The organism is Dawidia cretensis, assembly GCF_018598175.1.
Lineage (GTDB): Bacteria > Bacteroidota > Bacteroidia > Cytophagales > Cyclobacteriaceae > Ohtaekwangia > Ohtaekwangia cretensis.
This window is the reverse complement of the sequence record NZ_JAHESE010000012.1, coordinates 154,120-167,644: the sequence shown is the minus strand read 5'-3', so window position 1 is coordinate 167,644 and position 13,525 is coordinate 154,120. Positions and strand designations below refer to the sequence as shown.

The window sequence follows — 13,525 nt, the reverse complement described above, 5'->3', positions numbered from 1 at the left end:
GTATTCGGTCACGCTCCTGCCCGCGGTCAGCAAATGGAAGACCACTATTTCGGCTCGATCCCTTCACGCATCTACACGTTCATGAAGGACTTCGAGATCGAATCCTGGAAACTGGGTATCCCCGTACGCACCCGTCACAACGAGGTGGCTCCCAGCCAGTTCGAAGTGGCCCCGCTGTTCGAGGAAGTAAACGTGGCCAACGACCACAACCAATTGATGATGGACGTGATGGCGCGCGTAGGCGACCGCCACGACCTGCGCATTCTCTTCCACGAAAAGCCTTTCGCTGGCATCAACGGTAGCGGCAAGCACAACAACTGGTCCCTGATCACCGACACCGGTGTGAACCTGTACGCCCCGACCAGCAGCGCCCGCGACAACCTGATGTTCCTCACCTTCTTCGTGACTACCGTGAAGGCAGTACACGTACACGCCGACCTGCTGCGCGCCAGCATTGCGACGGCGGGTAACGACTTCCGCCTCGGTGCCAACGAAGCACCTCCGGCGATTATGTCGACCTTCATCGGTTCGCAAATGTCGGCCGTACTCGACGAGCTCGAAAAGAACGGTAACGTGAAAATCGAGAAGGGTGACAACATGTACATGAAACTGGGTATCGACCAGATCCCCGAGATCATCCTCGACGCAACCGACCGTAACCGTACGTCGCCATTCGCATTTACCGGTAACAAATTCGAATTCCGTGCCGTGGGCAGCAGCGACAACTGCGCGATCCCCATGACCGCCCTGAACACCATCGTGGCCGAACAGCTCGACCAGTTCTACACGGCGGTGAACAAGGAGATCGAAAAAGGAGAAGAAAAACGCCTCGCGATCGTAAACGTACTGCGTCAATACATCAAAGAATCAAAAGCCATTCGCTTTGAAGGCGACGGCTACTCTGACGAGTGGGTGAAAGAAGCCGCAAAACGTGGTCTGAGCAACGTTCAGAACACGCCGCGCGCCCTGGATTTTTACCTGACGAAGCAGTCCCTGGCCCTCTTCGAAAAACACGGCGTAATGTCACACAGAGAGACAGAAGCCCGCGTAGAGATCCGCCTCGAGAACTACATGAAACGCGTACAAATCGAAGCGCGTGTGATCGGTGACCTGGCGATGAACCACATCGTACCGACCGCCATTGCATACCAAACCAAGCTGATTGAAAACGCGAACGGTCTGAAAGGCCTGGGCGTAGACAACACCGCCGTGGTACAAACCATCAGGGAAATCTCCGGTCACATCGATACGATCAAAAACAACGTACGAGCCATGATCGAAGAGCGCAAGCGCATCAACAAAGAAACCGACGCTCACAAGCGCGCCATCGGTTACTGCGATGACATCAAAGAAAAATACTTTGAGACCATCCGCGACGCCGTCGACAAGCTCGAGCTGCTGGTAGACAACGAAGACTGGCCGCTGGTAAAATACCGCGAGCTCCTCTTCCTACGCTAATTCCGCATACAGTATCTGCAAATAAAAGAACCCCGGCTTTTGGCCGGGGTTCTTTTATTACAGTTTACAGTGTATCTGGTTCAAGTCTTCCGACCGAAGGGAGGGCGACTTGGACCTACCCCAATGGCAGTCTTCAGACTGCCAAGGTGGTCACATCGTGGGTGAATGGTTATCGCAGCACAACCTACTGCATATTCAAAATCTTCTTATACTGAGCACTGGCATGAAGCACCTCTACAGCCTTCTTCACGTCATCATCATACTTAAACCCAGCCTCAATGCTCCCCTTCTCCAAATGATACCGTGATACAACATCTTCTTCCAGCAGCATCTTAATCTCATCCTTATACATCATCAGCTCGTTCTTCTTACTCTCCGCAATCCGCGCCTGAATCTGATCCAACTGAGCCTTCAGTTCCGTATAGTATTTTTCCTTCTTCGCCTCTTCCGCAAACTGCTGCAGCTCATACTCCAGATACGACTTATACTGATAATTCTTATCCTTCATCCAAACAACAAATTCCTTATAGTCCTCGTCGCTCAGTGTAAACGTCCGCGGATCTACCGCCTGCGGATGCTTCAGCACATACTGCGTAGCGAAGTTAAACAGCAGCCCCCGCTCAAACAGCATTTGCGTCAGCATATGCGCTTCAGGAGATTCCGTCTTAATATCCGGATCAATACCGCCACCATCATATACTACACGACCCGCAGAGGTCTTAAAAGCCTTCTTCAAAGAATCAGGAATCGAACCCACACTACCATCTTCACGACGATGTGTATAATCCAGCACCTGTATGCAACGACCGGTAGGCGTATAATACTTCGCAGTCGTAACCTTCAACTGCGAATTGTAAGAAAGCGGGCGGCTCACTTGCACAAGCCCTTTGCCATACGACTTCTCGCCAATGATCACCCCGCGGTCATAATCTTGCAACGTACCGGCTACAATCTCCGAAGCCGAAGCGCTCCCGCGATTGATCAGTACACTCACCGGTATCTCCGTATCTACCGGTGCGTTAAGCGTTTCATAGTTTAGGTTGTTCTCCGGTATTTTGCCTTTGGTGCTCACCACCAGCTTGCCCTTTGGCAGGAAGATGTTGGTGATATTCACCGCTTCGATCAAAAGCCCGCCCGGGTTGCCGCGCAGGTCGAGGATGACACTTTTTGCACCCAGCTCTTTGAGGGAGATCAACGCGATCTTCACTTCTTTCGCGGCATCGGGCGTAAAGTCGGAAAGTTGAATATAGGCGACATCCGTGCCCACCATGCCGTAATACGGCACGTTGTTGACCTTGATCTTCTCGCGCTTAAACTGCAGCGTGAGGGGTTGCTCCGCGCCGGCACGTTTAACGGTCAGCGTTACCGGCGTACCTACCTGACCTTTCATCAGGTGGCTGGATTGCTCGCGGGATAGCTTCGCCAGCTCGGCATCGTCAATCTTGAGAATCTCATCGCCAATGCGCAGTCCACCTTTCTGGGCGCCGAAGCCTTCCATGATCATGGTCACGACGGTGCGGTTGTTGATCTCGCGGGTAATGGCGCCGATGCCACCGTACTGGCCGGTGTTGATGGTGCGGAAGTCTTCCACCTCATCTTCCGGAATATAATTGGTATAAGGGTCGAGCGAGTTCAGCATGGCGTCAATGCCCGTGCGTACCAGCTTGTTGGGGTTGACATCGTCTACGTATAACGCGTTGACCTCCTTGAACAGCGTCGCGAAAATGTCGAGGTTCTTGGCTATTTCGAAATACCGCTCGGCAGGCTTGCTGGCGGCCAGCAGGATCACGGTAATCAGCAGGGCGGAGGCTGGGAGGATTTTTTTCTTGATGTTCATGCACGATACGGTCTACGCAGAATGGGCCTGGCAAGGCATCTTTCAGCTTGGGAAATTCATGATTTAAACGCTAAAATCATTCCCGATGTATGTTATTCTTTCTTCTTTTCCAAAACCCGCCGAATTCGTTTCCAAAGCCTGTCTGCGTGGATTTTGCACACGTAATAACGCCGCGGTTTTTTACCTCTTTTTTACTTCCAGGCATTGCGCAAAAACCGCAGCCAGTTGCCGTGCAGAATCTTTTCGATGTCGGCCTGGCTATACCCCCGCTTGGCGAGCAAGGCCGGCAGCTTCTGCAGGTCGGCAATCGTCTCGATGTCGTAGGGACTTTGCTCGCGGCCAAAAGCCCCGTCAAGGTCCGAGCCAATGGCGATGTGATCGGCATTGCCGGCGAGCTGACAGATATGATCCATGTGGTCGATGAGCTTCTCCAGGCCGCAATCCATGCTCAGCGGCGTTGATACATTGCGGATCCATTCCGGCACCATCATCCACGTATCCATCACACCGCCGATCACGGCACCACGGCGGATGAGCGCGCGCAGCTGCTCGTCGCTGAACTGGCGGTTGTGGTCTACCAGGGCGCGGGTGTTATTGTGGCTGGCCCAGACGTGTCCGTGAAAGTGATCCATCGCTTCCCAGAAGCTGTCATCACAAAGGTGTGTGGCGTCGAGTATAATATTCAGTCGCTCCATTTCGGCGAGCAGCGCACGCCCGGCGTTGCCTATACCGCCCGTTGCATTCGTACCCTGGGCATAGCGTCCCGGACCGTAATGGCCAGGCCCCACGGCGCGCAGACCGTACGCATGGGCACGCTCCAGGTGTTGTACCGTCACGAGCGAGTCGGCGCCCTCCAGGCTTAGGATGTAACCGATGGGCTTCTTGTCGTTGGGTGTACCGTCGTTCCACCACGCGACATGTTTGTCGAGGCCCGCCAGGTCGGTGATCTGCACCAGCTCGCCCGCTTCCTCCATCGCTTTATACCAGGCCAGCTGGGCTTGTGTTTGCGCCCAGGCCTGTTCCGGCGAATGCCACCCCGGCAATGAATTATCGGGTGCTACATAGCGGGCGATCTGCGTGGCCACGACCAGGCCGATATTGCCCTTGCGCAGCGCGGGAAAACAAACCACACCGTTGCCGCGATCGGGCTTGTCGGTCATGCCTTGCTCGCGTGCGCGGATCACGTCGATCGGTGTGCGGTAGTCGCGGTTCCATTCCATGGCGTTCATCGCCAGGTCGAGGTGTGCATCAATGATAAACATACGTGTTGTGTCTTTATACCGTCAGGTACCGGTCGCGGGCATGTGTATACCAAAACTGGTTCCACTGTCCGTCTTCGACGATGGCTGCTCGGTCGTGTAATGCTACTGTAGGACAAATATGGTGTGGCACGCCGTACAGAATGTCGCCCACCTGGTAACGATGGCCGGCGCCGGCGCGCAAGATCAGGTGCTCTTCGCTATGCCCTTCGGGCACCAGCTCGGGCGCATTCAGAAAATATACCCGATTGTTCAGGGCGCTCTCCGAGGCGATGGACTTATGCCCCAGGTCGACGCAAATCGTATCGGCGGTAGGCAACGACACAACCCGGCTCACCACAAGTGCGGCAAACAAAAACGGCTGTTCCTGTAAAATGCTTTGGTAACCTTTGTCCCAATAGACAAACGTACCGGGGCTGCATTCTACATCCGGACGTTGGGCATGTATCGGGAAGGTGGGTGTACCGCCTGCAATGATGCGCGGGGTAATGCTTGTCTCACCAATAATGGTATCGCGCAGCGCGGCCACGGCAGCAAAGGCGTCGTTACACTTCGCTGTGCGCACCGCCAGGTCCGTGTCGCGCAGATGGCCGTCGTACGCGTGAAGGCCCGCGACTACGATGCCGGGAAGGTCCAACAAAGCGGTATATAAAGCGAAGGCTTCCCCCGGTAACACACCGGTACGGTTCATGCCGACGTTCAGGTCAATATACAGACTGATGGTTAAAGAGGCCCGCTGAAAGACATGGGAGAGATGCTGACCGGCCGTCAGGTTGTCGACCAGGCAGGAGAATGTCGTCTGCGAAAACCTGGCGACCAGCGTTGCCAGGCGCTCCGCTTTGGGTCCCACGGGTTGGTAGGCTAGCAGTACGTCGGGTGCCCCGGCCGTTGCCAGCATTTCGGCCTCGGCAATGGTCGCGCATTTAAACTTGCGAATGCCGGCCTCCAGGAGCATGGCCGTTACCTCGGGCGACTTGCTGGTTTTCATGTGCGGCCGCAAGTTGTCGACGTTCGCTACGAGGGTCTTCAGTATGCGAATATTCTCGCGTACGCGTTCGGGGTATATCACCAACGCCGGGGTATCCAGCGTCTCAGCGTTCACGATCGGGTACCACTCAACGAAATTCATTGCCGCCGTCGTTGGTAAGCTCGAACATCGCTTCGATCTCGACAGGAATGTTGTCGGGCAGTGTGCCCATGCCTACCGCGCTGCGTACGCCGATGCCCATCTCGTCACCCCATACCGAGGCAAACAATTCGCTGCAGCCGTTGATTACAAAGGGATGGCGCTCAAACTCCGACACCGCGTTGACCATGCCCAATACTTTCACCACACGCTTGATCTTATTGAAGCTGCCGAGGTTGGCTTTCAACGTGGCCAGAATGGCGAGGCCCACTTGCCGGGCGGCGAGCTTGCCTTCTTCCATGGTCATGTCTTTGCCAATGCGACCGATGATGAGGGTGCCATCGTCTTTCACCGTACCGTGACCGGATACATAAGCCATGTTGCCAACGATCAGGAACGGTTTATATACGCCAATGGGTTTGGGCGCGGGAGGAAGTTTTAGACCCAGCTTCTCAAAGCGCTGGTCGGGAGTGAGTGATTGCATGAGCGTATCGTTTTAAGCCTGAAATTCAGGCAAAAGATAAGCAATCGCCCGTCACACCAACAATCCTACGATCGAAAAGAAGTGGGCGGCACTGCCCGCCAGCACAAACAGGTGCCAGATGCCGTGAAAGTATCGAATGTTGTCACGCACAAAGAAGAGTGTGCCCGCGGTATAAAACACGCCGCCCAGCAATAAGAAAATAAAGCTCTGTGTCGATAGGGTATCGTACAGCGGTTTCACCGCCAGCATGCCCATCCAACCCATGACCACATAGAGGATGGTCGACAACATCTCCTTCTTGCCGGTATAGAACGCCTTGAGCACAACACCGAAAATGGCACAGCCCCAGATTACACCAAAGATCGTCCAGCCAACCCAGCCATGTAGCGCCGTGAGACAGAACGGTGTATAGGTGCCCGCAATGAGCAGGTAGATGGACATATGGTCAAACTTCCGGAACAGAAACTTGGCCCGGTCGTGTGTCAGACTGTGATACAGGGTGGAGGCGATATATAATAGCAGCAGGGTGGCGCCAAAAATGGAAAAGCTCACCACGTGCCAGGCCGTACCCTTTACGGCGGCAACGATGATCAAAAAGACCAGGGCAACAGCGGCCAGTACGGCGCCGAGCCCATGGGTAATGGCATTCGCAATTTCCTCTCCTTTCGTCTGAATCCCTTTCATGGCGATGCAAAAATTAAGTCTATGATGGACAAACGCCGCGGTGCGGCAAAAAGTCCACACAGTCGCCAAATTTATTACAGAATCGCCTGCAAAATCATGACGCCGATCAGTCCGCACACAGAAACAATCGTTTCCATGAGTGACCACGAACGGATTGTCTCGCGAATCGTGAGATTAAAATATTCTTTGAAAAGCCAGAAGCCCGTGTCGTTGACATGCGAGAACATCAGGCTACCGGCACCGACCGAGATCACCATCAGGTTCGGATCGACATGCAACGTCCCCATCAGGGGGGCGAGCACGCCAGCAGCGGTCAACCCGGCAACCGTAGCCGAACCGACGCACACCCGAATCACACTGGCAATGCCCCAGCCCAACACGAGCGGATGAATGTCCAGCGCGCCCAGCATTCCGGCAATCTCATCACTCACACCGCTTGCCATCAGAATCTGTTTGAGCGCCCCCGCGCCGCTCGTGATCATCAGGATCATGGCGACATCTTTAACGGCATCGCCATACACATCCATAATGCGCGTCATCGTCATCTTTTGGCCCAGGCCCAGGGTGAATGTGGCTACCCCCAGTGAAATGAGCATGACCATGGAAGGATCGGCAATGAAGGCCACCACGGGGTCCTTCGCGGCAGAAGGTTCGATGGCGGCAATGAGCGATGTGAGGCCCAGCAGAATGACCGGTAGCAGCGAGGTAAAGATGCTCGTAAAGAGTCCGGGCAATTTGTCTTCCGGTAGCGGCGCGGCGTGAGCGATCTTGCTGAAAGGAGGATTGATATTCCGTAAGGTACGTACGAAGACGGGGCCGGCCAGGATCAACGTGGGAATGGCAATGATAATCCCATAGATCAGGGTCGTGCTGATGTCGGCATTAAACTGCGCCGCCAGGGCGGTAGGCGAGGGGTGCGGCGGCAGAAAGCCGTGCGTAACCGACAGCGAAGCGATCATGGGCAAGCCGATATATACCGCCGGCAGCTTATAGCGATAGGCAACAGAGAAGATCAGCGGCACGACAAGCATAAACCCCACGTTGTAAAACAACGGTATGCCGATCATAAAGCCCGTGGCCATCAACGCCCACAGCACGTTCTTTTCGCCAAACAAGCGTACCATCGACGAAGCGATCTGTTGCGCCGCCCCGCTTTCTGCCACGAGCTTACCCAGCATGGCTCCGCCCACGATAATAACGAGCAAGCCGCCCAGCATATCGCCAATGCCTTTTTGCACAGCACCGGCGACCATCGCGGGAGGCATCTTGAGCAATAAGCCCGCGAGAATGGAAATAATCAGGAAAGAGAGAAACGCATTGACCTTGCACAGCGAGATCAGCACCACCAGCAAGGCGATGCAAAAGAAGATAATGATCAGCGACATCGTTCGGTAACCTTGGGTTTAGGGTGATGGTTATGCAAACGAAATCTACAGAAAAAAGCAGAAAGTCGTCAAACCATCTATCCTGCCAGACGGCCTCCGGACGTGCTGACCTTAGAACTTATCCGGTATCTGGATGATCCGCAGCACGATCTCGTGCGGGTCGCCGTCTTTGTCCAGCAGACTGAACTTCACCATCGGGTTGTCGCGGCGGATGTTGCTTTCAACGTGAATCACCTGGTTGTCCTGCAGGTGTTTTTCCAGTTCCTTTTGGAGTATGTAGAGCGCGTTGGCGAAATCGACTTCAAGAGGACTGGGGTTGTAGGAGGAGGTCTTCATGCTGGGGGTTTAGAGGGTTACCACCGTATCAGGGCCGAAGCCCACGTAAAGCCGCTGCCAAACGCAGCTAAACAAATTAAGTCATTTTCTTTGATTTTACCTTCGGCCCAGGCCTCGCTCAACGCAATCGGGATGGACGCGGCAGTAGTATTGCCGTAGCGCATAATGTTGTTGTACACCTGCGCGTCACTCAGTTCCAGCTTCTCCTGGATGTATTGGCTGATGCGCAGGTTGGCCTGGTGCGGCACCAGGAGGTTAATATCTTCTTTGCGCAGGCTGTTGGCCTCCAGCGCCTCCTGGATCACTTCCATAAAACGCACTACCGCGTGTTTAAACACCTGGTTGCCGTTCATCACCACCTTAAATGTAGTGGTGTCCAGGATCTGGTCTGGCTGACGTTCCGAGTGGGGTCTGCTGCTGCCCGGATCTTTGATGTATAGCTCTTCCGCAAAGCGGCCGTCGGAATGCAAATGAGTAGAAAGCACGCCGGGTTTGTCCGATGCCTGTAAAATTACGGCGCCCGCACCGTCGCCGAAGATCACCGCGGTATTGCGCCCGCGGGTAGAGATGTCCAGGGCTGTTGATTGGATCTCGGCGCCTACGACCAGCACATTTTTATACATGCCGCTCTTGATGAACTGATCGGCGATCGACACGGCATAAATGAAGCCCGAACAGGCGTTGCGTATGTCCAGCGCGGCAATTCTTCCGTCCAGGCCCAGCTCACGTTGCAGCAACACGCCCGACCCTGGGAAAAAGTAATCGGGTGTGATCGTGGCAAAGACGATAAAGTCGATGTCCGTCTCTTTCAGCCTGGCACGCTCCAGCGCCATGCGCGTAGCCTTGGCGGCCATGTTCGCCACGGTGTCTTGCGCAGGGTCCACCCACCGCCGCTCGTGGATCCCCGTCCGCTCGACAATCCAGGCGTCGTTGGTGTCCATGACAGTAGACAGGTAATCATTCGTAATGACCTTGTCCGGCACGTGGTGCCCCAAACCTATGATCCTGGAGTAGCGCATTCGATTGAATTTTAACTATAAAAATAGGGAAATGTCGTGGCTTTTTTACTAAACCACAATGTTCACGATCCGACCCGGCACGATGATGACCTTTTTCGGAGTCTTGCCTTCTGTCCATTTCAGCACCGCCTCTGACGCCATCACTACCTTCTCCATTTCACCCGTGGGCACGTCCAGCGCAAAGTTCATCTTCACCCGCACCTTGCCGTTGATCGAAATAGGATACTCGAACGAGCTTTCGGTCAGGTATTGTTCGTCCACCTTCGGGTACGTGGTCTGCAGGATCGATTCCGTATGCCCCAGCTTGCTCCACAGCTCTTCGGTAATGTGCGGAGCAAACGGCGACAACGCAATGACGAGCGGTTCCAGCGCACCGCGCTTGTTACACTTCAGCGCGCTCAGCTCGTTGCTGCAGATCATAAACTCGCTCACCGAGGTATTGAATGAAAAACGCTCGATGTCTTCGGCAACCTTCTTCAAGGTTTTGTGAACCACCTTCAGCTCGTCGCGTGTAGGTTCTTCTTCACTCACCGCGACATTGCCTTGCTGATCATGGAAGAGGTTCCAGAAACGGCGCAGGAATTTATAGACGCCATCGATGCCGGCCGTGTTCCACGGCTTCGACAGCTCCAGCGGACCGAGAAACATCTCGTACATGCGCAGTGTATCCGCACCGTAGCCGCTGACGATGTCGTCCGGATTCACCACGTTGTAGTAACGCTTTGACATCTTGTCTACCTCCGAGCCGCAGAGATACTTACCGTTCTCCAGGATCAGCTCGATGTCTTTCAAATCGTCACGCCAGTGCTTGAATTTCTCAATATCCAGCACATCGCCGTCGACAAACGTTACATCGACGTGCAAGGGCGTTACTTCATATTGCTTGCGCAGATTATAGGAAACAAACTTGTTCGTGCCATTGATCCGGTACGCCAGCTTCGAAACACCCTGTATATGTCCCTGGTTGATCAGCTTGCGGAAAGGTTCTTCCGACTTCACATAGCCCAGGTCTTTCAATACTTTACACCAGAAGCGTGAATACAGTAAATGTCCTGTAGCATGCTCGGAGCCGCCCATATACAAGTCCACATCCTGCCAATAGTCAATCGCTTCCTTGCTGGCAAAAGCCTGGTTGTTTTGAGGATCCATATACCGGAACCAGTACCAGCTCGATCCCGCCCAACCGGGCATGGTCGTCAGCTCGTAGGAGAAGCCATTATAGTTCCAGTCCTTCGCGCGACCCAGCGGCGGCTCGCCCGTCTCTGTCGGCTTATAGGCATCGATCTCGGGCAACGTCACGGGCAGATCTTTTTCCGCGACCAGCTTGGGTATACCGTCTTCGAAATATACCGGGAACGGCTCACCCCAATAACGCTGGCGACCGAAGATCGCGTCGCGCATGCGGAAATTGATCTTGCGCACACCAATGCCCTGCGTCTCTACTTTCTGCAGCGCCTTCTCGATCGCCTGGTTCCACGGCAAGCCGTTCAGAAAATCAGAGTTGATCATCTTGCCCGACTTGGGGTCGAAGTTGTCTTTTGTAATATCGCTGGTCGGGCCCTCCAGCACGTCAACGATCGGAAGGTTGAAGTGTTTGGCAAAAGCGTAGTCGCGTGTGTCACTCGACGGCACCGCCATGACCGCGCCGGTACCATACCCCGCCAGTACATAGTCGGCGATCCACACAGGCACTTTAGCCTGGTTAAACGGATTGATCACATACGCGCCGGTAAAGGCGCCGGAGATGCGCTTGACCTCACTCATGCGGTCGCGCTCACTGCGGTTCTTCGCTACCTCTACATATTTGTTTACCTCTGCACGTTGCTCAGCCGTGGTGATCTTTTCGACCAGCTCGTGCTCCGGCGCAATCACCATAAAGCTCACGCCGTAAATGGTATCGATGCGTGTTGTAAACACACGGATGGTCTCGTCGGAGCCGGCCACCGGGAAGTCGAGCTCGCAGCCCGTCGACTTACCAATCCAGTTGCGCTGCATTTCCCGTACGGGCTCGGGCCAGTCAATGGTGTCCAGTCCCTTCAGCAAGCGCTCGGCATAGGCCGTGATCCGCATGCTCCACTGCATCATCTTGATGCGCTCCACCGGGTAGCCCCCACGTTCGGACACACCGTCTTTGATCTCGTCGTTCGACAATACAGTGCCCAGCGCCGCGCACCAGTTCACCATCGTCTCGCTCAGATAGGCGATGCGATATTGTTGTAAAACATTTTCTTTTTCCCGGGCATCCCACCCTTTCCACTGTGCCGCGGTGAAGGGCTGCGCATGGTCGTCGCATACCGCTTCAATACCCTGATTGCCTTGTTTCTCAAAGGCAGCAATCAGCGTCTCGATCGGTTCGGCAGCGCCGTCCGGTGCCGGTTGGCCATGCACCGTGCGCGACTTTTTGTTATACCAGCTGTTGAACAGCTGCATAAAGATCCACTGCGTCCACTGATAATACGCGGGGTCGGAAGTTTGAACTTCGCGGTCCCAGTCATATGAAAAACCGATTTGGCGCAGCTGGCGTTTGTAGGTCTCGATGTTTTTGGCCGTCGTTACCGCCGGGTGTTGCCCGGTCTGGATGGCATATTGTTCGGCCGGAAGACCAAATGCGTCAAAGCCCATCGGGTGCAACACATTGAAGCCCTGAATGCGCTTGTAGCGCGAGACAATATCCGAAGCAATGTAGCCGAGCGGGTGCCCCACGTGAAGACCCGCGCCCGAAGGGTAGGGGAACATGTCCAACACATAGTACTTGGGCTTGGAAGTGTCGTTCGAGACTTTGTAAGCCCCGGTTTTTGCCCACGTCTCCTGCCATTTCTGCTCGATGCGTTTGATCTCGTCTTTACTGTAATCGGCCATTTTTGAAGAATCTATTAATAACAAACGGCAAAAATAAACGAATTCCTGGTACTGTAAGAGCCCGTTGCCGGCGAATCCTGGGTATATCGCAGCCCCGCCAACAGCCGTTTCTGAACAATATCACTGGGGGAGGGGCGAACGCCGGTGCACAGATTTTACAGTTGATCGCGCCGGTCCGACAGTTCGGTAACCCTTTTTTGAGAAGGAGGCCTCAAACGTGAATTTTTGGATCATCATCAACGGAAAAATCCAAAAACACCAGCCCTATGAAACTCCTGACACGCCTCGTTTTTGTCTTCTTCATCACTACCGCCGCGCACGCACAATTTGACGAACGTTTTTACTTCCCCGTCAAAGAATGGAAGTCGCTGGACGGCGTGACCCACGAAGAGGTGACATTGCCGCACGACAGCGTGTCACTCAGCGCCATCTTTTTGAAACCGGCCGGTAAGCCGAAAGGTACCATACTGTTCCTGCACGGTGCCGGCGGTAATGTCACCTCCTATTGTATTTATCACGAAGCCGCTGGTGGAACATGGCTACCAGGTATTCATGATCGATTTCCGCGGCTATGGTAAATCCACCGGCAAACCCACGCACGCCTCCGTAGCAGCCGATGGTGAATTTGTCTTCAGCTACCTGGTGAATCGCCCCGATGTAAAGGGCACCAAACTGTTGCTCTTCGGCACATCACTGGGTACGCAGATCGCCGCACACCTGGCCCGCACCCATAGCACGCAGGTAAAGGGCCTGGTGCTGGAAGGTGGCATGAGCTCGCTCACGGATATCGCCCTGGCATACGCGCCGGCGGAGCATCACGCCATGATCCGTCAAATCCCGATGCCGTATGCCGCGAAGGAAGATGTGACGTTTCTAACCACGGTACCGGTGCTGGTCGTGCACAGCCATGAAGACAAAGAGGTGCCCTTTGCGCAAGGCGAAGTACTCTACAACAACGCTGCCGGCCGCAAAGATCTGCTGGTCTACACCGGTGGCCACCTGGAAGGCATGAAAGCAAATGCGCAGGAGTACCTCACCCACATCGACGCCCTCTTGAAATAACAACACCGCCCACAAC

General features: G+C 54.6%; 12 protein-coding genes. 3 read left to right on the top strand and 9 right to left on the bottom strand.

The window, feature by feature from the left end:
- A partial coding sequence (locus KK062_RS14180; RefSeq protein ID WP_254084963.1) for a glutamine synthetase III family protein occupies nucleotides 1–1,458 on the top strand: 1,458 nt, incomplete at its 5' end.
- Nucleotides 1,459–1,642: 184 nt separating this feature from the next.
- On the opposite strand, the gene KK062_RS14175 is transcribed toward KK062_RS14180, so the two are convergent.
- From KK062_RS14175 to leuS, 9 genes are all read right to left on the bottom strand, one after another.
- Nucleotides 1,643–3,295, bottom strand: coding sequence for a S41 family peptidase (locus tag KK062_RS14175; RefSeq protein WP_254084962.1), 1,653 nt, complete (start codon nucleotides 3,293–3,295; stop codon nucleotides 1,643–1,645).
- Between the two features lie 191 nt (nucleotides 3,296–3,486).
- Nucleotides 3,487–4,557: a dipeptidase gene (locus KK062_RS14170; RefSeq protein WP_254084961.1), complete on the bottom strand. Its 1,071-nt coding sequence runs from the start codon at nucleotides 4,555–4,557 to the stop codon at nucleotides 3,487–3,489.
- A gap of 13 nt (nucleotides 4,558–4,570) precedes the next feature.
- Nucleotides 4,571–5,683, bottom strand: a complete 1,113-nt coding sequence (locus KK062_RS14165) for a D-TA family PLP-dependent enzyme (protein WP_254084960.1) — start codon at nucleotides 5,681–5,683, stop codon at nucleotides 4,571–4,573.
- Nucleotides 5,670–6,164 (bottom strand): RidA family protein, encoded by a 495-nt coding sequence (locus tag KK062_RS14160; RefSeq protein WP_254084959.1) that lies wholly within the window; start codon nucleotides 6,162–6,164, stop codon nucleotides 5,670–5,672. The genes KK062_RS14165 and KK062_RS14160 overlap by 14 nt, the downstream gene beginning before the upstream one ends.
- A 51-nt stretch (nucleotides 6,165–6,215) precedes the next feature.
- Entirely contained in the window at nucleotides 6,216–6,848 is a 633-nt protein-coding gene (trhA, locus tag KK062_RS14155; protein ID WP_254084958.1) for a PAQR family membrane homeostasis protein TrhA, read from the bottom strand.
- A gap of 74 nt (nucleotides 6,849–6,922) precedes the next feature.
- Nucleotides 6,923–8,233, bottom strand: a complete 1,311-nt coding sequence (locus tag KK062_RS14150) for a gluconate:H+ symporter (protein WP_254084957.1) — start codon at nucleotides 8,231–8,233, stop codon at nucleotides 6,923–6,925.
- Nucleotides 8,234–8,344: 111 nt separating this feature from the next.
- The gene (locus KK062_RS14145; protein WP_254084956.1) at nucleotides 8,345–8,569 is read right to left on the bottom strand and encodes a hypothetical protein; all 225 of its coding nucleotides are present in this window, start codon (nucleotides 8,567–8,569) and stop codon (nucleotides 8,345–8,347) included.
- A 17-nt stretch (nucleotides 8,570–8,586) separates the two neighbouring features.
- On the bottom strand, nucleotides 8,587–9,588 hold the full coding sequence (locus KK062_RS14140; RefSeq protein ID WP_254084955.1) for a beta-ketoacyl-ACP synthase III: 1,002 nt from the start codon (nucleotides 9,586–9,588) through the stop codon (nucleotides 8,587–8,589).
- 48 nt (nucleotides 9,589–9,636) lie between these two features.
- Complete coding sequence (gene leuS, locus KK062_RS14135) at nucleotides 9,637–12,447, bottom strand: leucine--tRNA ligase (protein ID WP_254084954.1); 2,811 nt, start codon at nucleotides 12,445–12,447, stop codon at nucleotides 9,637–9,639.
- A 266-nt stretch (nucleotides 12,448–12,713) separates the two neighbouring features.
- Between leuS and KK062_RS14130 the strand changes: the two genes are divergently transcribed.
- Both KK062_RS14130 and KK062_RS14125 read left to right on the top strand, forming a co-directional pair.
- Nucleotides 12,714–13,025: a hypothetical protein gene (locus KK062_RS14130; RefSeq protein WP_254084953.1), complete on the top strand. Its 312-nt coding sequence runs from the start codon at nucleotides 12,714–12,716 to the stop codon at nucleotides 13,023–13,025.
- Complete coding sequence (locus tag KK062_RS14125; RefSeq protein WP_254084952.1) at nucleotides 13,000–13,509, top strand: alpha/beta hydrolase; 510 nt, start codon at nucleotides 13,000–13,002, stop codon at nucleotides 13,507–13,509. The genes KK062_RS14130 and KK062_RS14125 overlap by 26 nt, the downstream gene beginning before the upstream one ends.
- Nucleotides 13,510–13,525: the final 16 nt, after the last annotated feature.